This window comes from Klebsiella sp. JB_Kp004, from assembly GCF_040065795.1.
Taxonomy (GTDB): domain Bacteria; phylum Pseudomonadota; class Gammaproteobacteria; order Enterobacterales; family Enterobacteriaceae; genus Klebsiella; species Klebsiella quasipneumoniae.
On record NZ_JBEAKW010000037.1, the window covers coordinates 48,280 to 71,546 of the forward strand.

Consider the following 23,267-nt stretch of genomic DNA (forward strand, 5'->3'; position numbering starts at 1 on the left):
CTGACCGCGTCGTTTTAGTTGATGGTGAACTCATCGCTGCCGAGGTGTGAATAGTCCACCTTCTGCAGCTGGAAGTTGGTGATATACACCGGGCCGGCCTTCTGCTCAGAGATAAACCGATAGCGCGGGGCGATTTCCGCCGCCTTGATGCCGGTCCATTGCGAGAAGAAGCTGAGGAAATCATTCGCCGAGCGCTGCGCCTTAATGACTTTATGCGCTTTGTCATCGCTGGAGAGCACCATAAACGGCACCTGGAAGTTCTGCTGGAACTTATCGTCGTGCGCCAGATACTGCACCTCTTTGCCTCGCTCCTTGAACGCCAGACCATGATCGGAAAAGTAGGTCAGGGAAAAGGTGTCGCCGGAATTTTGCAACTGGCTGTAGAGCTTAGCCAGCAGGGTATCGGTTTGCGTCATGCTGTAGAGATAGCAGGAGGTCTCTTTCGACTGGACGAACACCGTATATTTGCCTTTGGTCCGGTCGCAGGCCTGCGGGTGCGAGCCCATCAGATGCAGAACAATCAGCTGCGGCTGGGTGCGCTGGGTGGAGAGCACCTGCTCGGTCAGCTTCAGTAACTGCTCGTCCTGGGTGTTTTTATTGGCTTCGAAATCGCCGTTTTTCAGGAACTGCACTTCATCCGCCCGTTTGGCGATACTGGCGATAGCGGTGTCGTACTCGCCGATCTGCCCCTGGTTGGAGAACCACCAGGTCTGGAAACCGGCGCGGTTGGCGAGGGTGACAAAGTTATCCTGAAACTGCGGTTTGCCATCGACCACCCGGTTAAGGGTCAGGCCGAGGGATTTTTGCGTCGAGCCGCTGGCGGCGACGTAGTTGTTAAACAGATACCCGTTCACCGAGCTGGCAAACGGCGTGTTGTCCCAGTGGCCACCGAAGGCGCCGAGGGCGTCGCGGCGGGCGCTTTCACCGATCACCACCACATAGAGATGGTACTTCGGCTTCACCGCCAGCACGTGCCAGCTATCTTTCATGCCGGCCAGCTGCGCCATCCGCGCCTGCTCGTCCAGCACCTCGTTATTATTCACCACCACGTCTTTGACAAAACGGAAGGCCGGGTAACCAGTATCGATTACCTTGAATACACCGCCCCAGGCGAGATTTTGCACCGGCTGGAGAAAAAAGATCCCGATGCTGAACAGCAGGCCCAGGGTCTCCATTTTTCCCCAGCGGGTCTGCTCGACGATCCTGCGGCGGACCGCGATGATCCCCAGCGCGAAGATAAATACCGCCAGCAGATAGTTGTACCACGGGAAAATGGTGAGGATTTCCGTGGACTCTTCCACGTTGGTGGCGTGCAGCGCCAGCAAGGTATTGAAGTTGGGCGCGCCGTAAGCCTGGCCAAACGGGTAGTAGAGGGCCGCCAGCAGAGAATAAGCGCCGACCACTCCTTTCTGCACGCGCGGAAAGGCACGCCACAGAAGATGTAACACGCAGGTAAATGCCACGGTATAGAGCAGGCTAAATTCATAGCCCAGCGCCAGGTTAATCAACAGCGATTGTAAAAAGTAGAATCCTGTCCATGGGTTCAGTGCCAGTCGGCGGGCGACCAGCGTATCTTTCAGGGTGGTGACATTCATAGTAAACAATCAAAAAGAGGCCATGCGCATCCCCTGGCTTCAAGGGGTAAAACCTGCTGGACAGTGCGTGAAGAGGGTCTCTGCGAGCCGCGAATGTGGCAGGGCTGTGCAAAGATAGGGCTTGTAAATGGTAAGGTCAACCAGACATAACAGATTGTTTTGCGAGGACGCTTACAAAACTTGAAAAAAGGTTGGGGAAACGGGATAAACCGGTCAGTTTAGCGGCAGATGATGACGGAAAAATGAAGCGGCGTACCGCGACGCCGGCTTAGCGATGGGGTTTGTCCTGCTGCGGTTTACCGTTGATCATCTCGCACAGCATACCGAGCAGCATTAAGCGTACTTTAAAGGGTGAATGGCTGAACACGTTTAAGCACCTCTTGAATTCGTTCATCTGCTCTCCTCCTGCCTGTTCGCTCCATCACTCCCTGATGGATGTTTGCATTATATACAGATATAGCACAGGCTATATTTTATAGCTATGGCTAAAACGTTAAATTTTTGTGCTCTTGGCGCAATCCATTACAATGTGGATCTTTTTATATGATGCTTGACGCGTCACACGAATGAGGAAGCACAATGAACCGTCGCGCAGGTAAGCCAATAACAAAAAAAGTGACGCAGTTAGTAAATGTTGAAGAGCACGTTGAAGGGTTCCGCCAGGTGCGGGAAGCGCATCGGCGCGAGCTGATTGACGACTATGTTGAACTGATTTCCGACCTCATCCGCGAGGTGGGCGAGGCGCGTCAGGTGGATATGGCCGCGCGGCTGGGGGTCTCGCAGCCCACCGTCGCCAAGATGCTCAAACGGCTGGCCAGCGTCGGCCTTATCGAACAGATCCCGTGGCGCGGCATATTCTTAACCGCGGAGGGTGAGAAGCTGGCCCAGGAGAGCCGCGAGCGCCATCAAATCGTGGAGAACTTCCTGCTGGCGATCGGCGTCAGTCCGGAGATCGCCCGTCGTGATGCCGAAGGGATGGAGCATCACGTGAGCGAAGAGACGCTGGCGATGTTCCTGAAATTTACCCAAACACAGGGATCTCAGGAAGCATGACTCTTCCCTTCGTCCAGTCGCTGCTGCGCGATCGTTTTCTCCATCTGCTGCTGATTATCGCCTGCGTGCTCAGCGTGATGGTGCCGTTTGTCCCGGCAAGCTGGCCGGCGGCCATTGACTGGCATACCATCATCACCCTCAGCGGCCTGATGCTGTTGACCAAGGGGATTGAACTGAGCGGCTATTTTGACGTGCTGGGGCGTAAAATGGCCCGCCGCTTTGTCACCGAGCGTCAGCTGGCTATGTTTATGGTGCTGGCGGCGGCGCTGCTGTCCACCTTCCTCACCAACGACGTCGCGCTGTTTATTGTGGTGCCCCTGACCCTGACCCTGAAGAAGTGGTGCGCCATCCCGGTAAACCGGCTGATTATTTTCGAAGCGCTGGCGGTGAACGCCGGGTCGCTGCTGACGCCGATCGGCAACCCGCAGAACATCTTGCTGTGGGGACGCTCCGGTCTCTCTTTCCCTGGGTTTATCGGCCAGATGCTGCCCCTGGCGGCGGCAATGATGCTGACCCTGCTGGCGCTGTGCTGGTTTTGTTTCCCGGCAAAGCGGCTTACCTACCAGAGCAGCGATATGGCGCCATCGTGGCAGCCTAAGCTCGTCTGGAGCTGTCTGGGGCTCTATCTGGTGTTCCTGACGGCGCTGGAGATGGATCAGGCGCTGTGGGGACTGGCGCTGGTGCTGCTGGGCTTTCTGGCGCTGGCCCGGGCGGTGATCGTCCATGTTGACTGGTCGCTGCTGCTGGTGTTTATGGTGATGTTTATCGACGTCCATCTGCTGACCCAGCTTCCGGCGCTGCACCAGGTGCTGAGCGGGGTCGGGACGCTCTCCGGCGGTGGGCTGTGGCTGACCGCCATCGGCCTGTCGCAGGTGATCAGCAATGTGCCCTCGACTATTCTGCTGCTCAACTATGTCCCACCGTCGATCCTGCTCGCCTGGGCGGTTAACGTGGGGGGCTTTGGTCTGCTGCCTGGCTCGCTGGCCAATATCATCGCCCTGCGCATGGCTGGCGATCGGCGGATCTGGTGGCGTTTCCACCTCTACTCCATTCCCATGCTGCTGTGGGCGGCCCTCACCGGCTATTGGCTCTTCAAACTCTGCGCCTGATTTCCGCCGCAGTCCGCCGCCCTCCACGTCGTTCGACAGGATCGCCCCCCGGGGCGATCTTTTTTTTGCCCGGCTCACAGAAAACGATCCCTGGCTTTGCGCATCCGTTCGCTTTTCGATATATGACTAGTCATGAAATTTAAATGACTAGTCATATATCGAGGCGCAGGATGAACAACAGACTACCGGCAGATTTCTTATGGGGTAATTCCGTCTCCAGCATGCAGACGGAGGGGGCGTGGAACGAGGGCGGCAAGGGGATGTCGGTGTACGATATCCGGCAACCGGTAGAATTCGCTTCCGACTGGAAGGTGGCGACCGACTCCTATCATCGCTTTAGGGAAGATTTCGATCTGATGCAGGATCTGGGCATGAACTGCTACCGTTTTCAGATCGCCTGGAGCCGGGTGTGCCCTGAGGGAGACGGCGAGTTCAATGAAGAGGGTATCGCCTTCTACCATCAGTTTATTGATGAACTGATCGCCCGCGGCATCGAGCCGATGATCTGCCTGTACCACTTCGATATGCCGCTCTCGCTGGCGGAGCGCTACAACGGATTTACCGACCGCCGGGTGATGGACGCCTTTATTCGCTATGGCCAGAAGATGATCGCCTGCTATGGCGACAAGGTGAAATACTGGCTCACCTTTAATGAACAGAATCTGTACCATTCGCCGGAAGCGTTTCTGATTTCCGGCTACCTGCAGGGGGAGAAGACCCTGCGCGAGCTGTACCTGATCCAGCATCATGTGATGATGGCGCACGTCCATCTGACCGATCACCTGCATCAGACGAAGCCGCAGTGTCTGATGGGCGGGATGCTGGCCCACGCCCTGGTTTATCCGGCGACCTGCAAACCACGCGATATCCTGTGCGCCCAGCAGCTGGACGAGTTTTTAAACCAGAACCTGCTGCGGGCTTACGCCGGGGAGGGCTACAGCCCGGAAGTGATGCATTTTGTCGCCACCGAAGGGTTCGATGATATCTATCGTCCGGAGGATCTCGCGCTGATGGCGACGGTGAAGGTCGATTATCTGGCGTTCAGCTATTACGCCAGCCGGACGCTGAACAGCGACGCGATCCCGCCGGGAACGGCGGTCAACAACTATATGCTGTTTGGCAATCAGGATAACCCGTTCCTGAACGCGACAGAATGGAACTGGCAGATCGATCCGCTGGGCTTCCGGACCATCATCACCCGCTATTATAACGACTGGCGCCTGCCGGTTTTCCCGATTGAAAACGGCATCGGGGTGATTGAGTCGTGGGACGGTGAACATCCGGTTGCCGACGATTACCGCATCGCCTACCATCGCGACCATATCAACGCCATGAAAGCGGCCATGTTTGAGGATGGGGCGCAGGTGATCGGCTATCTCGGCTGGGGATTAATCGACATCCTCAGCTCACAGGGCGATATGCGTAAGCGCTACGGCGTGGTCTACGTCAATCGCGAGAACCATGATCTCAAGGATCTGCGGCGGGTGCCGAAGAAGAGCTATGCGTGGCTGAAGCAGGTGATCCACAGCAATGGCGACGTGATGTAATGGTGTTCTGGCGGTCAGGCTGTGGATCCTGCCCGCCAGCCACTCACTGAATGTATAAGGACCGGGGAATGACGGCGAAGTATCTGCAAATCGCGCGGGAAATAAAAAAACGGATCATCAGCCAGCAGTATCCTGCCAGCGCGCCGTTACCTGACCAGTTTGCGCTGGCGGCAGAGTTCAGCACCAGCCGGATGACCATCCAGCAGGCGATGCGCCAGTTAATCGTCGAAGGGCTGATCTATACCCGCAAAGGGCAGGGCACCTTTGTGCGGAAAAATTTCCTTCAGCTGTCGCAGTGGGAGCTGCCCGGCAGCGACTATTTCGGCGCCACCAAAACCTGGGAGCATCTTGGCGAGGTACAAAGCGAAGTGGTGCGCTTTGAGGTGCGTTTTCCCACTGACAAGGAGCAGAGTTCGCTGCTGATCGACGCTGATGCCCCGGTGTATGACTTTGTTCGCCTGCGGTTGCTCAACGGGGAACCGGTGTCGCTGGATCTGACGGTCATGCCGGTGGGGCTGGTGCCGGGGCTCAATAAAAGCCATCTGGAAAGCTCGGTGTTTCGCTATATCCAGGAGACGCTGGGGCTGAAGCTGATGGGATCTTACCGCGTGGTGCGGGCGATGAAGCCGGATGAACTGGATAAACAGCATCTTCACTGCGAGCCCACCGATCCGGTGCTGGAGGTGGAGCAGGTTATCTATCTGGAAGACGGCACGCCGCTGGAGTACGCCCACTGCCACTATCGCTACGACCACGGCGGGATTATTCTGGTGAATAACGGCTAGACCGGGGGCCCCGGTTGGCGCAGCGCTTAGCAGGGCCAGGGTGTTGTCAGGTTCAGTCGCCAGGCAAGGCGTCAGCCGCAGCCCGGCACAACACCGATAAAAAAACGGCGGGCATCAGGCCCGCCGTTTTTCTTGTCATGCAGAACTTAGTTCAGACGCACCGGCATACCGGAGCGGTTCTGGATAGCCTGCTCGACCACGTTCTGATCGACATCAGACTGGCTGGTGATCGCCTGTACCGGCTGAGTCAGGGTGATCGGCACGATCTCGCCGCCCTGGAACTGCGCTTCGGTGGTCGACAGCGGGTTGTGAACCTCGATGTAACGGCTGCCGTCCGGCTCGGTGGTGGCTTTTACCGGCTCATCGATAAACTGCACGCGGGTGCCGACCGGCACGTTCTCAAACAGGAATTTGATGTCATCGTTGCGCAGACGTACGCAGCCATGGCTCACGCGCAGGCCGATACCGAAGTTAGCGTTGGTACCGTGGATGGCGTACAGACGGCCGATATACAGCGCGTACAGGCCCATCGGGTTATCCGGACCGGCCGGTACGACGGCTGGCAGCGGGTTGCCGGCGGCAGCGTATTCCGCATGCATCTTGGCGGTCGGCGTCCAGGTCGGGCCAGCCTTCTTACGTTCGACTTTGGTGGTCCAGTTGATTGGCGTGTCTTTGCCTAACTGGCCGATACCGATCGGCAGAACAATCACGGTGTTAGTGCCTTTCGGGTAGTAGTACAGACGCATTTCGGCGCTGTTGATGATGATCCCTTCATGGACGGTATCCGGCAGGATCAGCTGCTGAGGGATGTTCAGGACGCTACCGCCCTTCGGCAGATAGGTATCCACCCCCGGGTTGGCTTCCAGCATGTTGGAAAGCCCCATCTGATATTTCGCCGCGAAGTATTCCAGCGGCTGCTTGTTATCATCCGGAATGGTGATGACCTGGTTCTGACCAACCAAACGGCTGCCATCGGTTGGCAAAGGATAGGTGACAGCAGACGCTGTATTGCAAAAGCCTACGATGGCGAAGGCTGCCGCTAAGAGTGTAGATAATTTCATAGTTTTTAATGTCGTGTGCGAAATCAACGCCACACAGGCCTTTGTTAATGATTGAGACAGTAGATGGGAGCGCATTATATGTGCATTCCGCTGAACAGGTAAATCAGATGTGTACGAAATCACATTTTTTTCCCTGTCGCCTCGGCTGCCGCGCCCTGGCGTTCGGGGCGACGAGGGTTAGTCTTCCAGCAGCCGGGCCTGCAGCGCCGCGCGGACCGGGGCGGTCAGTTGGTACTCTTCCGCCAGCCAGGCGTCGACATTGCCATAGCGCTGCTGAATAGCCGACAGCGCGGCGGCGAGATAGGACTCTTTCACCGTCAGGATGTCCGCCAGGCTCTGGCGCCCCTGGGCCGTCAGGTCGTTGCCGAGCATCTCCAGCATCCAGGCCTCCACCTGCGTCAGCATGCCATGGGTAAGGAGATACTCCTCCATCACCGTCTCGCTGTCGCATCCGACGGCGAACAGGGTTAACGCGCAGCCGACGCCGGTGCGATCTTTACCGACCGCGCAGTGTTGCAGCAAGGCGCCGTCGAAAGGGGTCGTCAGCCATGCGGCGAGCTGGCGATAGGCCGGATTGTTAAACGGCAGCTGGCGATAGAGTTGCAGCATAAACTGCTCGCCGTTCAGCGCATTAAGGGTGGCGGCATTCAGCTCGGTGACCTTCGCGTTGACCTCGCCGATCGGCGGATTGGCCGGCGCGTTGAGATAGTGGGTGAGCGGGCTCAGTTTGTCCGGCGTGCGCTGTACTTCACCGGGGTCGCGGTAGTCGAGCACCCGGCTGAGCGGCAGGGTATCCAGGTGGTCGAGATCCTCTGCCGTTAGCCGGTTTAGCGCACCGGAGCGTAGCAGCTTGCCGCTGCGTACCCGGCGTCCGTCGGCGGCGCGCTGGCCGCCCAGGTCGCGAAAATTAATGCCGCCCTGCAGGGATAAAAAGGCCGGATGTCGCGGTTGGCTGGTGGTCATGGGGCTCCTCATCATCACGTACAGAATAACGGTTTGCGCGCAGGTCTCTGGCGCATCTGACAAAGACCTTAGCACAAGCGCCGCGGCGGAATTTACCGCAGACCGTGAAAAGTGCGTCATTTACTGGCATAATGTCTGCTGTATCACACCCCTCATACTCTTTTTTCAGGATATCCCCGTGCTAGTATCCAGCAACGTTACCATGCAGTTTGGCAGTAAGCCGCTGTTCGAAAATATCTCCGTTAAATTTGGCGGCGGCAACCGTTATGGTCTGATCGGCGCCAACGGCAGCGGTAAATCGACCTTTATGAAGATCCTCGGCGGCGATCTCGAACCGACGCTGGGCAACGTTTCTCTCGACCCGAACGAGCGCATCGGTAAGCTGCGTCAGGATCAGTTCGCCTTTGAAGCGTTCACCGTGCTGGATACGGTCATCATGGGCCACGGCGAGCTGTGGGAAGTGAAGCAGGAGCGCGATCGCATCTACGCCCTCGCCGAGATGAGCGAAGAAGATGGCTATAAAGTGGCCGACCTGGAAGTTAAATATGGCGAAATGGATGGCTACTCTGCTGAAGCGCGCGCGGGCGAACTGCTGCTGGGCGTGGGCATTCCGGTTGAACAACATTACGGCCCGATGAGCGAAGTCGCCCCAGGCTGGAAGCTGCGCGTCCTGCTGGCGCAGGCGCTGTTCTCTAACCCGGACATTCTGCTGCTCGATGAACCGACCAACAACCTGGACATCGACACCATTCGCTGGCTGGAGCAGACGCTGAACGACCGCGACAGCACCATGATTATCATCTCGCACGACCGTCACTTCCTGAACATGGTTTGCACCCACATGGCGGATCTGGACTACGGCGAGCTGCGCGTCTATCCGGGCAACTACGACGAATACATGACGGCGGCCACCCAGGCGCGTGAACGTCTGCTGGCGGACAACGCCAAGAAAAAAGCGCAGATTGCCGACCTGCAGTCCTTCGTTAGCCGCTTCAGCGCCAACGCCTCTAAATCGCGTCAGGCCACCTCGCGCGCGCGTCAGATTGACAAAATCAAGCTGGAAGAGGTCAAAGCCTCCAGCCGTCAGAACCCGTTTATCCGCTTCGAGCAGGATAAGAAACTGTTCCGTAACGCGCTGGAAGTGGAAGCCCTCACCAAAGGCTTTGAAGACGGTCCGCTGTTCAAAAACGTCAACCTGCTGCTGGAAGTGGGCGAGAAGATTGCCATTCTGGGCGCCAACGGCGTGGGTAAATCCACGATGCTGAAAACCCTGGTGGGTGAACTGCAGCCGGACAACGGCACCGTGAAATGGTCTGAAAACGCGCAACTCGGCTACTATGCGCAGGATCATGAGTACGAGTTCGAAAACGACCTGACGGTCTTCGAGTGGATGAGCCAGTGGAAACAGGAAGGCGACGACGAGCAGGCGGTGCGCAGTATCCTTGGTCGACTGCTGTTTAGCCAGGATGACATCAAGAAGCCGGCGAAAGTATTGTCCGGTGGTGAGAAGGGCCGCATGCTGTTTGGTAAGCTGATGATGCAGAAGCCAAACATCCTGATAATGGATGAACCGACCAACCACCTGGATATGGAATCCATCGAATCGCTGAACATGGCGCTGGAGATGTATCAGGGTACCCTGATCTTCGTCTCCCACGACCGTGAGTTCGTCAGCTCGCTGGCCACCCGCGTGCTGGAGATTACCCCGGAACGGGTGATCGACTTCAGCGGCAACTACGAAGACTACCTGCGCAGCAAAGGTATCGAGTAATCCCGCTTCGTTACCCGGGTTGCGGCTACGCCTTACCCGGGCTACGCCTGGCATGTGATCTGTAGGCCCGCGCAAGCGTAGCGCCGCCGGGCAATAACCGCGTGTAAAGAGCCACTTTCGCGCCGGATGGCGGCTGCGCCTTATCCGGCCTACGGTCCGTGCCATTGTGAGCTTAAGTGCTCTATCTTGTACCCATGGTTACTGAAACTGTCCGTTACCCGGGCTACCAAACCGCACAGTGCTGTAGCCCCGGTAAGCGGTAGCGCCACCGGGGATTTTGAGGCCACCAGTTTGTAGCCCGGATTAGCGTAGCGCCATCCGTGAACATTATTAAATCCAGGCCGGGCGAGGCGTAAGCCGCCGCCCGGCATATGCTCAGAGCCTCCACTCCGTTCCTTCGACGCCATTCACCAGCAGTTTGCGTTTTTCTCCCGCCGGTAATGACAGCTTCAGCGCTTTCCACGCCGGGCGATAATTGCCGCGGGCGTTGACCTTCAGGTTGATAGTGCTGCTGTCGCACGCCATTTCCCACTCCAGCCACAGCGCATCGCCCTGTTTATAGCCCCAGCTTTCGCCGTCATCCTCAAACAGCAGACCCGAAGTGGTTCCGACGCCTTTCAGCGGGAACAGCTGCAGTTCGCGGCGATCGTCCTGTTGCGCAGCAACATGGCGGATGCGCTCGCTGAGCGGCAGTCCGGCCCCGGCGCGCACCAGCAGCGGCAGTGTTTCCAGCGGCGCGTCGAGGGTGACCCACTGGCCGCCGGTGAACCACTGGTGGCTGTAGAAATCGTACCATCCGGCCTGATTATCCGGCAGCCACACCTCACGCTGGCGGGCGCCAGGCTCGACCACGCTGGCCACCAGCAGATCGCGGCCCAGCAGGAAGTCATCGCATTCGGCGAAGGTCTGCGCGTCGTGCTGATGATCGAGGAAGGTCGGGCGCAGCATCGGCTCGTCGTCAGCATGCGCCTGCCACAGCAGGGTGTACAGATAGGGCAGCAGGCGGTAGCGCAGCTCAATAGCGGAACGAATGGCCGGGGTGACGGCCGGATACATCCAGGCTTCGTTGACCGTCTGGTCGTCATTCCACGAATGAATAGTAAAGCGCGGGTGCATCACGCCGTTTTGTACCCAGCGCACGAACAGCTCCGGCTCAGGTTTATCGCCGGAGAAACCGCCGACGTCGTGGCCGACGTTAAACAGCCCGGAAAGGCTCATGCCCAGCCCCATGCGGATGTTATAGCGCAGCGTATCCCAGTTGGTGCGGTTATCGCCGCTCCAGGTCTGGACGTAGCGCTGCATCCCGGCGCAGCCGGAGCGGGAGATGAGATACGGGCGCTTTTGCGGCGCAAAGCGCTGCTGGGCCTCCATCGAGGCGCGCATCATCAGCAGCGGCATCACCGGGCGAATATGCTTGATGGCGATTTCGCGGCCAAAGCCGTAGCAGCGCGCTTCGCCGTCCCACACCTCATACTCGTTATTATCGTTCCAGGTCGAATCAATGCCCATCTCCAGCAGCTGGCTGGTGACCCCCTCCTGCCACCAGGCCACGGTTTGCGGATTGGTAAAGTCGAGATGCGATCCTTCATCGTCCCAGAAGCTGGAGCGCTCCGGAGCGTCGGTTTGCGAATCGCGAACGAAGAGACCGCGCTCCGCCACCTCGCCATAGCGCGGATGGTCCTGCAGCAGGCAGGGTTTGATATTGGCGGCCAGCTTCAGCCCGGCGTCGTGGAACGACTGGCTCATCACTTTCGGCTGCGGCACCTTGTCGTGGTTCCAGTTAAAGACGTAGCGCTTGCCGTTAATCGAGGTATAGCCGGAAGAGAGCTGGAACGAATCGCACGGAATAGCGTGCTCATCGCACAGGCGGATGAAGTTCATCAGCTGATTTTGCGCATCCGGCGCGTCGGTATAGTGCATGGTCGAGCCGCTGTAGCCGAGGCTCCATTTTGGCCCGAACAGGGTTTTACCGGTCAGACGCACGAAGGCCTTGGTCACATCCAGCACCTGTTTACCGGTGAACAGGTAGTAATCGATATCGCCGGCTTCCGCCTGCCAGCGGCGATAGGCGGTATGATAGTTGTCGATTTCGTTACCCAAATCCAGCCAGCAGCTGCTCAGGTTGTCGTAAAACAGGCCATAGCTAACGTCGCTGCGTTGCGTGATGGTGAACGGAATATGTTTATACAGCGGGTCGGTGCTGGCGGCGTTGTAGCCCATGGCATCAAGGTTGCGCATTTCATAACGCTTACCGGTGCGCTGCAGGTCGCCGGCCTTTTCGCCCAGGCCATAGAAACGCTCGTCTTTGCGGCGGCTCAGATAGTGGGCGACGCCGTCGCCGTGGGCATTGGCCAGATAGGCGCTGGTGGGGCGGTCGTTGGCAAGCTGCTGCCATTCCCCGGCATCGTCGCGATAGCTCCACTCCAGCCACAGCGGCTGATGGACGGTGACGCGCAGCTGGCGGGTGGCGATGGTCAGCGTATCGCCCTCCTGGGTCAGCTGCCAGGCCGGGAGACTAAAACCGCTGAGGTCATCCCGGGCGCGGCCTTCCCACGGCACATCCTGCTGCGGAGCGATGCTCCAGGTGCGATCCAGCGCCAGCTGGCCCTGGCGTTTCAGCAGCACGCGGAATAAATTCTCTTCCAGTACGTACAGGCACAGGGTGTGCTGGCCATCGACCGTCAGTTCAACGTGATGCTCCAGCTGTTGATGCAAACTCCAGTGTTTCAACGTCTTCATATCTTACATCCACTCTCAGGCGCGCTTGGCGCGACGTTCAGCAATAAATGCCACCAGGAAAACGGCGCCAATCAGGTCAAAGAAACCCATGGCGATGAACAACGGGTTGAAGCCAATTTTGTCGGCGGTCACCCCGATTAATAACGAGAACAGGAAGCTGGCGATCCACGCCGCGGATCCGCGCATACCGTTCACCGTCGCCATTTGTCCCTTGTCGAACGACTCCACCACCAGCGCGCTGAGCATGCAGGAGATGATCTGATGCCCGAAGCCGCCAATGGAGATCAGGACGATGGTGATATAGGGATCGCGGGTGATAGCGACGAGGGCCAGGGAGATCATCAGAAACGCGCCGGTCACCGAGCTGGCGATCACCGAGTTGACTCGCGTACAGCCGAACCAGCGAACGTACAGGCGGGTGAGGTAGCCGCTGACCACGCTGCCGAGGTCGGCGGCAAGGAACGGCAGCCAGGCGAACATGGCAATCTGCTTGAGATCCATGCCGTGCTCTTTGGCCAGGTACAGCGGTACCCAGAAGCTCAGCACCGCCCAGGCGGGCTCGGCCATAAATGCGGGAATGGCGATCCCGTAGAAACGTTTATTCTTCGAGACGGTTTTGAGTGCGGTAAAGAAGGGCTGTTTCACCGGCGGCGCTTCGTTATCCTGCTTGATGTACTCGAGCTCGCTTTTGCTGAGATTGGGGTGCTTTTCCGGGTTCTGATAGAAGGCCCACCACAGCACCACCCACAGCAGGGCCAGCGCGCCGGTAAACATAAACGCCCCCTGCCAGCCGAAGGAGGCATGGGCGAAGTAGATGATCGGCGGAGCGAGCATGGCGCCGATGGAGAACCCGACGCCAGCCCAGCCGGCGGCGATTGGCCGTTCAGACTTCGGGAACCACTCGCCGATGGTCTTGGCGTTGGCCGGGGTGGCGGCCGCCTCGGCCCCGCCCATAAAGAAGCGCAATATAGCCAGGTGCAGCCAGCTGCCGGCCCCGGCGTGGGCCATGCAGGCCAGCGCCCACAGGGTGGCGCAGATCATAAACCCGAGCTTCAGGCCGATGACGTCGATAAGCCAGCCACAGAGCGGTTGGAAAATCGTGTAAGCCAACTGAAACGCGCCGACGATCCAGGAATATTGTTCGGTGGTGATACCGAGCGTCGCTTTCAGTTCCGGGGCGATAATCCCCAGCGAGTTGCGTGTGATGTAGTTGACGGTGACGCCAAGTAAAAACAGGACCAGCACCCACCAGCGCAGGTTTTTTACCACCCGGCGCGTTTTGCTGACCGCGATATCATTGTTGAGGCCTTGACTCATAGCACACTCCACATGACGTTAGTAGGGGGAAAGTGACGATCTCAATCCGTGAGCGGTCACGTAGTGTTGTTAACTATTTGAATAGTCTGTTTTTTTATCTCAACATCATTGGTATAACTAGTATGGAAGATGTTGGACCAATTCAGGCTAAGGGAGAAAAAACGTCGGGCAAAGCGCTATTTATGCAATTTTTTTCATGAAATGACCGGGATCTCAAATTTTGCGCTGTCATTTGCTTACAGGGAGTGCTTTGGCGATTATGAAAATTCTTTCATTTTCCAATCGGAGCTGGATCACAAAATGGATAAAAAGCTGCGCGTCGCCGAAATCGCCGCCCGCACCGGGCTGTCGGCCAGTACCGTTTCGCGCGTCCTGGCCGGGAAGGCGAATACCAGCGACAAGGCGCGCCGGGCGGTGCTGGAGTGCGCCCGCGAGCTGGGGGTTATGCAGGGACTGGCCGCCGGACGTCTGTTGCTCAATAATCTGCTGGTGTTTGCTCCACAGCGCGCCTTCGATGAGCGGTCGGATATCTTCTACTACCGGGTGATCCAGAGCATCAATAACGCGCTGGCGGCGCATGAAGTGCGCCTGCGCTACTGCGCGCTGGACGAGAACGACAGCGACGCCAATCTGTTTCTTGCCCGCATGAACGAAGCGGAGACCCAGGCCGCGGTGCTGCTGGGGATCGACGATCCGCATATTCATGGCCTGGCGGCGGACCTGGGCAAACCCTGCGTATTGATCAACTGTCGGGATGAAGGGATGCGGCTGCCGTCCATTGCCCCCGATCATCGTCTGATTGGCCTGTGCGCCGCCCGCTATCTGTTTGATATGGGGCATCGTGTGGTGATGAACGTCATGTGCCTGCGCCGCTATACCATGGAGCTGCGGCTGGGGGGGATCCAGGAGGCGTGGCGCGCGCGCAATTTGCGCTTTACCGCCAGCCGGGATCTCATCAGCGTCGCCAACTTTAGCGCCAGAGAGACCGAAGAGCAGGTGGGGGCCTGGCTTGATGGCTTACAGGGCAGGCCGTTGCCCACCGCTTTCCTGGTGGGCGGCGATTTTATGGCCGCCGGCACGGTCAGCGCATTGCAAAAGCGCGGCCTGCGGGTGCCGCAGGATGTCTCGGTGATGAGCATCGACGGGTTTAATCTGGCGGCGATCCAGGAGGTGCCGCTGACCGCGGTGCATGTGCCGCGGGATGAGCTGGGCAGCGAGGCGGTGCACCTCCTGCAGCAGCGCCTGCTGCGTCCGGAGGCGCCGCACGGTTCGCTGCTGCTGCACGGCACGCTGGTGGTGCGCGATTCGGTACGGCGGATCCGGCCGGGCAAAGGCCATACCGCCGTGGAGCCGCAGGGGCTGTATGACGATTAAACCGGGATACCCAGCGCCCGTTTGCCGTGGATGTTCAGATCCTCCAGGGTGAAGCGCCCCTGCCAGCTGGCCTCATAGTCCTCGCGCGGGAAATCACCCGGCGAGGCCCCTTTTTCCAGAGCGATTTTCACTTTCTGCGCGTAGGCGAGGTTCTTCTCGCACATCGGCGCCGCCGGAATGTACATCACATTGCCCCAGCCCTGCTGATTTTCCACCGGCGCCACCGAGTGAATGACGTCGCAGTGCCACCAGACGGAATCGCCAGCGTTCAGCACCGGGATCGAACTGAGGGCTTTGATCAGCTGCGGGTGCCACTGCTCAGAGATCTGCAGCACTCTGCCCGGCGCGACGCCGCACAGCTCATCCTCCGGCACATCGTCAAGCAGCGGGCGCAGCAGCACATAGGCCATCGCCTCGGGGATCGGCACCACGTGCAACAGTCCCTGACCCGGGATCATATCCGACAGCGCGGTCCAGCCCTGGAAAGTGCGGAACACCGAGCACTTGGTGGTGTTGTCGACAGTGTACTCTTCCACTTCAGTACGGTGCGCGGCGTCCCACGGATCGTAAGCGTCGACATGACCGTTAAAGACATTGGCGAAGACCTGCTGGTAGGCGGGGAGCAGCCAGCGCTCCAGCGCACCGGAATCGGTATGTGCGCCCAGCCCTTTCGAGGTGGTTCCCGGCGGACGGCGGCGAATGCGGTCGGGGTAAATGACGCTGACGTCCGGATCGAACCAGCGCTTGCCGTCCTGCTCAAAGCGCCACAGGCGGTTAAGGAAGGACTGCGCCGCCGCCATTTCATCGCTCTGGCGGGCCTGCATTTGCGAGGGCGACCAGTAGATGGGATAGATTTCCGGCCGCGAAGCCTCAAGCGTACCGAAGAAGCTGTCGCCTGGCCCTTTGTAGACCTCGTCGAAATGGTTCAGATCCAGATATTCCAGCATCGCGGTATCCCAGGCCAGCGCCTGTTCACGCGGAAAGTGGCCTTTGATCACCGCGCAGCCCCGGCGCTTAATGGCCGCGCGCTGGGCATCGCTCACGGTTCCCTCGGCGATATCGCGGAACGGAATGGTTGGCCAGACCTCCTGGCCTGCGGCTTTCAGCGTCTCAATTTCCTGCAGGCGCTCGCTGATGCGCGCTGAGAGCTTATCGAACACCGCCTGGACGTCGCCGATTTGCGCCCGCAGCGCCTGCTTCATCTGGCGAATCGCCGCTTTGTGGTCGGCGGGGAGTGTTTCGTGGGTCGGGAGAGCAGCCATAATAACCTCGCTGTATCTTTCATTCGAAAGTATTAAATCTTACAAACGTTAATTTAAGTTAAAATGGAGTTAATGCAAGTTTAAAATCTTGCTGCGGCGCACAAAATGGACAAGCCGGGGCGCGCAGCCCCGGAGAGCGGTCAGGCGTTGAAGGGAGCGCGGTTATCGAGGACGGCCTGAATGACGTTCAGCGCGCCGTCATGATTATTATCGTCGGTCGCGTATCCGGCGATAGCTTTGATGCTGTCGGCGGCGTTACCCATGGCGAAAGCGTATTTCACCAGCTTCAGCATTTCGGCGTCGTTGCCGCTGTCGCCGATGGCCACGCACTGCTGCGGCGACAGGTTCCAGCGCTTGAGCAGGCGGCTGATGCCGTTGGCTTTATGCAGACCGGGAATAATCAAATCGACAAAGCCAAAGCCGCTGGTGACCGGCTTCATAATGCCGTCGAGCGAGACGTGCAGTTTATCGATCAGCTGCGGGATCTCGCTGTCCGCCAGGTTCAGAGAGAATTTGAACAGCGTATCGTCGATGGCGTGATAGTCGCTTACCCGCTGCAGACGGTGGTAGTGCTTTGACATCAGGTCGACGAAGGCGTCCGGGGCGTTATCGCTCACGTAGGCGCTGTGCAGGCCGCAGGCGACGAAGTTCAGCTGCGGATCTTTGAGTAATTCGCCAATCACCACCTGCGATTCGTGGCGGGTCAGTTCGCCGTGGAACAGCTGCTTACCATGCTCAAAGACCAGCGCGCCGTTTTCGGCGACGAACGAGATCTGCTCGCGGATCTCCGGGAAGAAGGAGATCAGCTGATAGTACTGGTTGCCGCTGGCGACAACGAATTCAATGCCGCGCTGCTGCAGCTGGGCGAATTGCGCCATAAACCGCGATCGGTCGTAGGTTTTGGCGTCATTGAGAAAAGTTCCGTCCATATCGGTGACGATAACTTTAACGGTCATAAGGGGATGCTCCTGGCTTAACTTCGACCAGTAACATTCTAATTACAATGTGATGGGGAGCACAAATTTATTTCGAATGAAAGTTCACGCATTCAGAAAAATGCCGGGAGGCGGCATTGCCTTTCCCGGCCAGCAGGACAGGGGAGGCCCGCTAAGCGTCGCGCCAGCGGGCCTGAAGGGCTACAGCGTATGCTCGGTACGGGCGATGATATCGTCCTGGGTATCCGGCGACAGAGCGGTAAAGAACGCCGAGTACCCGGCGACGCGCACCACCAAATCGCGGTACTGATCAGGATGTTTCTTCGCCTCCAGCAGCGTGTCGCGCGAGACAATGTTGTACTGGATATGCCAGCCTTTATGCACCTCGAAGAAGGTGCGCAGCAGCACCATCAGCTTCTGCTTGTCGGACGCGTTTTCCAGGGTGGACGGATTCAGCTTCTGGTTTAGCAGAACGCCGCCGAGGATCGCCCCGGTGGGCAGTTTACCTACCGAACTGATGACCGCCGTCGGCCCCAGATGGTCGGTTCCGGAGGCCGGGCTGGCCCCTTCCGCCAGCGGAGTGTGCGCTTTACGGCCATCCGGCGTCGCCATGGTCTGCGCGCCGAACGGAACGTTGGCGGAGATAGAGGACGTGCCGGCGTAATAGTTGCCGCCGATCGGGCCGCGGCCATAGCGCGGGTTGTGATACTGCTTCAGCTCGTCGATATAGGTCTGGTAGGCCCGCGCCAGCAACGCGTCCACGCTGTCATCATCGTTACCGTACTTCGGCGCGCCGTTGATCAACCGCTGGCGCAGCTGCTCGTGGGTCAGGCCGTCAAAATCTTCCGCCAGCGCCTTCGCCAGTTCCTGCTGGCCGATAACGCCCTGATCGAAGACCAGCTTTTTCACCGCCGCCAGGCTGTTGCCAAGGTTGGCGATGCCCACCTGCAGGCCGGACACCCAGTCATACTTAGCGCCGCCCTGCTTAATGCTCTTCGCCCGTTCGATGCAGTCGTCCACCAGCGCCGAACAGAGAATATCGTGGACGTTCTCTTCCAGCATAGTATCGACCACATACTCAATCTCAATCGACTTACGGGTGTAGTAGCGGATCTGGCGGTCCCAGTCGGCCAGCACCTCGTCGAAGTTAGCGAAGTTGCCTTTCGACAGGGCGTGCTCCTGCGGCAGGAACACCTGGCCGCTGGTGGCATCGCGGCCGCCTTCCAGCGTCGCCAGCATCACCCGCGCGAAGTTGATAAAGCTCATGCCGGTGCAGCGATAACCCCACTTGCCGCCGACCGCGGTTTCGATGCAGCCGATGGCCGCATAATCGTAGGCATCCTGCGGCTCGATACCCAGCTTGATAAATTCCGGGATCACGATCTCGTCGTTATTAAACGCCGGCATGCCGAAGCCGCAGCGGATCACCTGAACGCAGGCGTCGAGGAAGTCGTTGCTCATTCCGGCGTGGTAGCGCACGCTGAGGTTCGGCTGGGTGGAGCGCAGACGACCGCAGGATTCCAGAATGGCGTACGACAGCGGGTTGACCGCGTCCTGCGGCTGGCCGTCCACCAGGTTCTGGCCGCCGATGGTGACGTTCTGATACAGCGGGCTGCCGGCTGAGGACTTGGAGTGCGAGCCGGAGCGGATCTTGTTGACCTCCAGCAGCTTCAGCCAGCAGCTGTGCAGCAGCTCAATGGCCTGTTCGCGATCCAACGATTGCTGCAGCTCAACGTCGCGGCGGTAGTACGGATAGAGGTACTGGTCCATGCGGCCAAAGGAGACCGAGTGGCCATTGGATTCAATCTGCAGGATCAGCTGAATGAAGTAGCACAGCTGCAGCGCCTGCCAGAAGGTCTTCGGCGGCTCATGGGCGATGATGTCGCAGTTTTCGGCAATCGCCAGCAGCTCATCGCGGCGTGCGTCACGGGATTCTGCCGTCGCCATCTCGCGCGCCAGCGCGGCAAAGCGTTTGCTGTGGTCGCTGACCGCCGCCAGCACAATATCAATCGCTTTCAGGAACTGTTCGCCGTGCAGGTCTTCCAGCACCGTCAGGTTGATGCGCGACCGGCGTTCGGCGACTTTCGCGCGCATGCCGTCCAGTCCTTTCTCCAGCAGCAGCGGGTAGTTGACCGCCAGGTGAGCGTCGCCGGAGGTCATGTTGCCCTCGGCCTTAATAATGCCGGTGGCGAGGAGCGCTTTCTGCTCATCGGTAAACATGCCGTAGCAGCGGTCCTGCACGGTCTGGCCGCGCCACCACGGGCACACTTCGTGCAGTACGCGCTTGTTCTCTTCGCTGACCGCGAAGCCGGCGCCGGGGCGGTCGGCGAGATCGTCGATCTCTTTCTCGATCCAGCTGACGGTGTATTCCGGGAAGATCGGCGCGGCGCGCACTTCGCTGGCCTGGTTGCCGACGATCAGCTCATCGTGCTTGATCCAGATGGTGCGCTCGGCCAGGTGGTGAGCCAGGGCCAGGGCGCGGCGCACCGGGATCGGCTTATCAAGATGCTGCTGATACATCTCGGTATAGTGTCGGGCGCGTTCGGTACAGACCGGCGGCTTGACGATATGCACCAGCGCCATTTTATGGGCCTGGATACGGGCGCTGAGGGTGTTGAGTTTCAGGGTAGTCATAGGGGTTATCCTCGTAAGATCGCCGTTAGCCCCTTGCTCCGCGCATAATCCTGCGCAAAGGCGAGCAGCTCGGGAGCATCCAGCGGTTTATCCGGTGCGGTGTAGGGCTGACTGAGTAACTGGTATTTGTTCATTCCCAGCGTGTGGTAGGGCAGGAAATGGATTTCGCTGACCCGCAGGCGGTCGGCGGCAAAATCAGTGATGGCGGTAATGTCGGCTTCGCTGGCGTTGAATCCCTGGATTAACGGCACGCGAATAATGATGTTTTTCCCCGCCTGCGCCAGGCGCTGCAGGTTGTCCAGCACCCGGCGGGCGCTGCCGTCGGTCCACTGCCGGAACACGGCCTCGTCGACGTGCTTCAGGTCGGCGAGAAACAGGTCGATGAAGGGTAAAGCCGGCTCAATGTATTTCCACGGTACGTGCAGGCAGGTTTCCACAGCGGTATGGATACCCGCCTGATGGCTGGCCTCCAACAGCGCCTGCGCCAGGGCCGGGTTCATAAAGGGTTCGCCGCCGGAAAGGGTGATGCCGCCGCCGCTGCGATCGTAAAAGGGTTTATCGCGCAGCACCGTCGCCATGATCTCCTCGACGCTCTTCTCCTCGCCGCACACCGTGAGCGCGGTGGTGGGGCAGCAGTCGCGCAGCGCGGCGATATGGCTGTCGTTAACGTGTTGCCGGTGAATGATCAGACCCTCGAGGGTGCGGGTGATAACCGCCGGCGCCGCCTGCTGGCACAGCTCGCAGCCGGCCAGGCACAGGCGCGGGTCATACAGCAGGTCTTCGCTGCGGGCGCGGCTCTCCGGGTTCTGGCACCAGCGGCAGCCCAGCGAGCAGCCTTTCAGGAAGACGACGGTGCGGATCCCTGGGCCGTCATGGGTGGAATAGCGCTGGATATTGAAGATCATGGCTTACCCTCTTGTTTGCGTATGAATATAAAAACACTTTCAAATGAAAGTTATATTGACGCAAATCAACAAGCGGGATGGCGATAATCGCCAGGGGATAGAACAACGGCAGAGGTCACAACTTCACCGGCGACGACCCTCGCCGGCGGCTGAACGTTAGCGGGTACCGCATACCTCGCACTGCGGGTGGCGCATCAGCTTCATTTCACGAAACTGGCAGGTCATGGCGTCGTACATCACGATTTTCCCGCTGGCGGGCGTGCCGTAGCCGGTCAGCAGCTTAATGGCCTCCATCGCCTGCAGGGAACCGATAGTGCCCACCAGCGGGGCCATCACGCCGGCTTCGACGCAGGTGAGGGCGTTTTCGCCAAACAGGCGGCTCAGGCAGCGGTAGCAGGGTTCGCCCTCCTGATACGTGAAGACGCTGATCTGCCCCTCCATGCGGATCGCCGCCCCGGAAACCAGCGGGGTTTGGTGGCGGAAGCAGCCGGCGTTGAGCTGGTTACGGATGGCGACGTTGTCGGTGCAGTCGAGCACCAGATCGTGCCCGGCAATCTGCCCCGACAGCGCCGCTTCGTCCAGTAAGGCATTGAGCGGCGCCAGATGAACGTGCGGATTAATGCGCGCCAGCGCCTCGCGGGCGGAGTCCACCTTCGGCTGGCCGATGGCGGCGTCGCTGTGCAGCGTCTGGCGCTGCAGATTAGAGAGCGAGACGGTGTCGAAATCGAGCAGGGTGAGCTGCCCCACCCCGGCGGCGGCCAGATACTGCGCGGCGGCGCAGCCAAGTCCGCCGAGGCCGACCACCAGCACGCGAGCGGCCTTTAGCCGCTCCTGGCCGTCAAAATCAAAACCGCGCAAAACAATCTGTCGGTTATAGCGCAACATCTCTTCATCGCTCAGCTCCACGGCCATTACAGCCCCCCAAACAGATGGCTGAACGGTTCGACGTCGACCCATTCGCCCGCTTCAACGTGGCCGCGCTCGCGCTCCAGCACGATAAAGCAGTTGCCGAGGCTGAAAGAGCTGAAAATGTGCGAGCCCTGATGACCGGTGGTGGTCACCACCAGCTCGCCGTCCGGGTTGCGCTGCAGAATACCGCGCTGAAAATCGAGGCGTCCCGGGGACTTTTTCAGCCGCGCGGCGGCCCGCACCCGCAGGCGGGTCGCCTGAAGCGGACCGTGCTTACCGGAGAGCTTCGCCAGCAGCGGCTGTACCAGCTGACAGAAGGTGACGGTGGCGGAAACCGGGTTGCCCGGCAGGCCGCAGAACCAGCTGCTGCTGAGCTTGCCGAAGGCGAAGGGTTTGCCCGGCTTGATCGCCAGCTTCCAGAAGCCGATCTCCCCCAGCTCTTCAAGAATGGTTTTGGTGTAGTCGGCTTCGCCCACCGAGACGCCACCGGAGCTGATGACCACGTCGGCCTGCTGGTCGGCGGCGATAAAGGCCTCACGCAGTTGCGTCGGATCGTCAGGAATAATGCCGAGGTTAATGACCTCGCAGCCCAGCTGTTCGAGCATCAGATGCACCGCCAGGCGGTTGGTATCGTAAATCTGGCCGTCGCCGAGCGGTTGACCCGGCAGCTGCAGCTCATCGCCGGTCGAGAAGACCGCGACGCGAACCTTGCGCACCACCTCGACGTCAGCAATGCCCAGCGAGGCAAGCACCGGCAGCTCGGCTACCGTCAGCGGCGTTCCCGCCGGGAAGACCACCGCGCCGTGGGCGATATCTTCCCCGCGGCGGCGAATATGCTGCCCGGCTTTCACCGACGCGGTAAAGCGCACGCCGGCGTCGGTCTGTTCGGTCTCTTCCTGCATGACCACCGCGTCGCAGCCCGCAGGCACCGGCGCGCCGGTCATGATGCGGATACAGGTGCCGGTGGGCCAGGCGTCGTGAAACGGCTGGCCGGCAAAGGCCTTCCCGGCGACCGGCAGGGCCGCGCCGTCGTTGAGGTCGCTCAACCGGACGGCATAGCCATCCATCGCCGCGTTATCAAAGCCGGGGACATCCAGCGGGGAGATAATGTCATGGGCGGTGACGCGCGCGAAGGCCTGCAACAGCGGTACAGTTTCCGTCGCGCTCAGCGGCGTAATACGATCGAGCATCTGGGTGAGGGCTGTGTCGAGCGGCATCAGTCCGGCGGTAAAATCCATGGGTCACTCCTGCGGGCAAAACGGCGAAAACGCCTATTATGGCAGAAAAGCGGCGCGGGCTGTATGCCAC

General features: G+C 59.5%; 17 protein-coding genes and 1 pseudogene. 6 read left to right on the top strand and 12 right to left on the bottom strand.

Annotation, left to right across the window (positions count from 1 at the left end; all coding sequences use genetic code 11):
• Nucleotides 1-14: 14 nt before the first annotated feature.
• Nucleotides 15-1,595, bottom strand: a complete 1,581-nt coding sequence (locus tag ABLX76_RS16390; RefSeq protein WP_023288947.1) for a phosphoethanolamine transferase — start codon at nt 1,593-1,595, stop codon at nt 15-17.
• A gap of 268 nt (nt 1,596-1,863) precedes the next feature.
• Nucleotides 1,864-1,989 (bottom strand): manganase accumulation protein MntS, encoded by a 126-nt coding sequence (gene mntS / locus ABLX76_RS16395; protein WP_023288948.1) that lies wholly within the window; start codon nt 1,987-1,989, stop codon nt 1,864-1,866.
• A gap of 185 nt (nt 1,990-2,174) precedes the next feature.
• On the opposite strand from mntS, the gene mntR reads away from it, so the two are divergent.
• The 4 genes from mntR to ABLX76_RS16415 all read left to right on the top strand — a co-directional run bounded on the left by mntR (nt 2,175) and on the right by ABLX76_RS16415 (nt 6,089).
• The gene (mntR, locus tag ABLX76_RS16400) at nt 2,175-2,648 is read left to right on the top strand and encodes a manganese-binding transcriptional regulator MntR (RefSeq protein ID WP_004886216.1); all 474 of its coding nucleotides are present in this window, start codon (nt 2,175-2,177) and stop codon (nt 2,646-2,648) included.
• Nucleotides 2,645-3,757, top strand: coding sequence for an anion transporter (locus ABLX76_RS16405; protein WP_032455222.1), 1,113 nt, complete (start codon nt 2,645-2,647; stop codon nt 3,755-3,757). The genes mntR and ABLX76_RS16405 overlap by 4 nt, the downstream gene beginning before the upstream one ends.
• A 170-nt stretch (nt 3,758-3,927) precedes the next feature.
• Nucleotides 3,928-5,304, top strand: coding sequence for a glycoside hydrolase family 1 protein (locus ABLX76_RS16410; protein ID WP_348874888.1), 1,377 nt, complete (start codon nt 3,928-3,930; stop codon nt 5,302-5,304).
• A 68-nt stretch (nt 5,305-5,372) separates the two neighbouring features.
• Complete coding sequence (locus tag ABLX76_RS16415) at nt 5,373-6,089, top strand: GntR family transcriptional regulator (protein ID WP_044521840.1); 717 nt, start codon at nt 5,373-5,375, stop codon at nt 6,087-6,089.
• A gap of 146 nt (nt 6,090-6,235) precedes the next feature.
• Here the strand turns inward: ABLX76_RS16415 and ldtB are convergent, their stop codons facing one another.
• Complete coding sequence (gene ldtB / locus ABLX76_RS16420) at nt 6,236-7,150, bottom strand: L,D-transpeptidase (protein ID WP_032428696.1); 915 nt, start codon at nt 7,148-7,150, stop codon at nt 6,236-6,238.
• Nucleotides 7,151-7,327: 177 nt separating this feature from the next.
• Nucleotides 7,328-8,243: pseudogene (locus ABLX76_RS16425) on the bottom strand (tyrosine-protein phosphatase).
• A gap of 48 nt (nt 8,244-8,291) precedes the next feature.
• On the opposite strand from ABLX76_RS16425, the gene ABLX76_RS16430 reads away from it, so the two are divergent.
• Nucleotides 8,292-9,884, top strand: coding sequence for an ABC-F family ATPase (locus tag ABLX76_RS16430; RefSeq protein ID WP_348874890.1), 1,593 nt, complete (start codon nt 8,292-8,294; stop codon nt 9,882-9,884).
• A 375-nt stretch (nt 9,885-10,259) separates the two neighbouring features.
• Here ABLX76_RS16430 and ABLX76_RS16435 read toward each other — a convergent pair whose 3' ends face one another.
• The gene (locus ABLX76_RS16435; protein WP_065881893.1) at nt 10,260-12,623 is read right to left on the bottom strand and encodes a glycoside hydrolase family 31 protein; all 2,364 of its coding nucleotides are present in this window, start codon (nt 12,621-12,623) and stop codon (nt 10,260-10,262) included.
• 15 nt (nt 12,624-12,638) lie between these two features.
• Nucleotides 12,639-13,940 carry an MFS transporter gene (locus ABLX76_RS16440; protein ID WP_348874892.1) on the bottom strand — a complete coding sequence of 434 codons (1,302 nt, stop codon included), beginning with the start codon at nt 13,938-13,940 and terminating at the stop codon, nt 12,639-12,641.
• A 300-nt stretch (nt 13,941-14,240) separates the two neighbouring features.
• Here ABLX76_RS16440 and ABLX76_RS16445 point away from each other — a divergent pair, with 300 nt between their 5' ends.
• Nucleotides 14,241-15,314 carry a LacI family DNA-binding transcriptional regulator gene (locus tag ABLX76_RS16445; protein ID WP_032429114.1) on the top strand — a complete coding sequence of 358 codons (1,074 nt, stop codon included), beginning with the start codon at nt 14,241-14,243 and terminating at the stop codon, nt 15,312-15,314.
• Here the strand turns inward: ABLX76_RS16445 and ABLX76_RS16450 are convergent.
• The 6 genes from ABLX76_RS16450 to moeA form a co-directional block, all read right to left on the bottom strand.
• Nucleotides 15,311-16,576, bottom strand: coding sequence for a DUF1479 domain-containing protein (locus tag ABLX76_RS16450; protein WP_348874893.1), 1,266 nt, complete (start codon nt 16,574-16,576; stop codon nt 15,311-15,313). The genes ABLX76_RS16445 and ABLX76_RS16450 overlap by 4 nt on opposite strands.
• A gap of 140 nt (nt 16,577-16,716) precedes the next feature.
• On the bottom strand, nt 16,717-17,532 hold the full coding sequence (locus tag ABLX76_RS16455; protein WP_348874895.1) for a Cof-type HAD-IIB family hydrolase: 816 nt from the start codon (nt 17,530-17,532) through the stop codon (nt 16,717-16,719).
• A 180-nt stretch (nt 17,533-17,712) separates the two neighbouring features.
• Complete coding sequence (locus tag ABLX76_RS16460; RefSeq protein WP_348874896.1) at nt 17,713-20,145, bottom strand: formate C-acetyltransferase/glycerol dehydratase family glycyl radical enzyme; 2,433 nt, start codon at nt 20,143-20,145, stop codon at nt 17,713-17,715.
• Between the two features lie 5 nt (nt 20,146-20,150).
• Nucleotides 20,151-21,050, bottom strand: coding sequence for a glycyl-radical enzyme activating protein (locus ABLX76_RS16465; RefSeq protein ID WP_032455231.1), 900 nt, complete (start codon nt 21,048-21,050; stop codon nt 20,151-20,153).
• A gap of 156 nt (nt 21,051-21,206) precedes the next feature.
• Entirely contained in the window at nt 21,207-21,962 is a 756-nt protein-coding gene (moeB, locus tag ABLX76_RS16470) for a molybdopterin-synthase adenylyltransferase MoeB (RefSeq protein ID WP_348874898.1), read from the bottom strand.
• Nucleotides 21,962-23,197: a molybdopterin molybdotransferase MoeA gene (gene moeA, locus ABLX76_RS16475; protein WP_348874899.1), complete on the bottom strand. Its 1,236-nt coding sequence runs from the start codon at nt 23,195-23,197 to the stop codon at nt 21,962-21,964. The genes moeB and moeA overlap by 1 nt, the downstream gene beginning before the upstream one ends.
• Nucleotides 23,198-23,267: the final 70 nt, after the last annotated feature.

What these genes read in the sequence shown, in the direction of transcription:
- ABLX76_RS16390 (WP_023288947.1), bottom strand. Translation starts at nt 1,595, where the DNA reads ATGAATGTCACCACCCTGAAAGATACGCTGGTCGCCCGCCGACTGGCA.
- mntS (WP_023288948.1), bottom strand. Translation starts at nt 1,989, where the DNA reads ATGAACGAATTCAAGAGGTGCTTAAACGTGTTCAGCCATTCACCCTTT.
- mntR (WP_004886216.1), top strand. Translation starts at nt 2,175, where the DNA reads ATGAACCGTCGCGCAGGTAAGCCAATAACAAAAAAAGTGACGCAGTTA.
- ABLX76_RS16405 (WP_032455222.1), top strand. Translation starts at nt 2,645, where the DNA reads ATGACTCTTCCCTTCGTCCAGTCGCTGCTGCGCGATCGTTTTCTCCAT.
- ABLX76_RS16410 (WP_348874888.1), top strand. Translation starts at nt 3,928, where the DNA reads ATGAACAACAGACTACCGGCAGATTTCTTATGGGGTAATTCCGTCTCC.
- ABLX76_RS16415 (WP_044521840.1), top strand. Translation starts at nt 5,373, where the DNA reads ATGACGGCGAAGTATCTGCAAATCGCGCGGGAAATAAAAAAACGGATC.
- ldtB (WP_032428696.1), bottom strand. Translation starts at nt 7,150, where the DNA reads ATGAAATTATCTACACTCTTAGCGGCAGCCTTCGCCATCGTAGGCTTT.
- ABLX76_RS16435 (WP_065881893.1), bottom strand. Translation starts at nt 12,623, where the DNA reads ATGAAGACGTTGAAACACTGGAGTTTGCATCAACAGCTGGAGCATCAC.
- ABLX76_RS16440 (WP_348874892.1), bottom strand. Translation starts at nt 13,940, where the DNA reads ATGAGTCAAGGCCTCAACAATGATATCGCGGTCAGCAAAACGCGCCGG.
- ABLX76_RS16445 (WP_032429114.1), top strand. Translation starts at nt 14,241, where the DNA reads ATGGATAAAAAGCTGCGCGTCGCCGAAATCGCCGCCCGCACCGGGCTG.
- ABLX76_RS16450 (WP_348874893.1), bottom strand. Translation starts at nt 16,576, where the DNA reads ATGGCTGCTCTCCCGACCCACGAAACACTCCCCGCCGACCACAAAGCG.
- ABLX76_RS16455 (WP_348874895.1), bottom strand. Translation starts at nt 17,532, where the DNA reads ATGACCGTTAAAGTTATCGTCACCGATATGGACGGAACTTTTCTCAAT.
- ABLX76_RS16460 (WP_348874896.1), bottom strand. Translation starts at nt 20,145, where the DNA reads ATGACTACCCTGAAACTCAACACCCTCAGCGCCCGTATCCAGGCCCAT.
- ABLX76_RS16465 (WP_032455231.1), bottom strand. Translation starts at nt 21,050, where the DNA reads ATGATCTTCAATATCCAGCGCTATTCCACCCATGACGGCCCAGGGATC.
- moeB (WP_348874898.1), bottom strand. Translation starts at nt 21,962, where the DNA reads ATGGCCGTGGAGCTGAGCGATGAAGAGATGTTGCGCTATAACCGACAG.
- moeA (WP_348874899.1), bottom strand. Translation starts at nt 23,197, where the DNA reads ATGGATTTTACCGCCGGACTGATGCCGCTCGACACAGCCCTCACCCAG.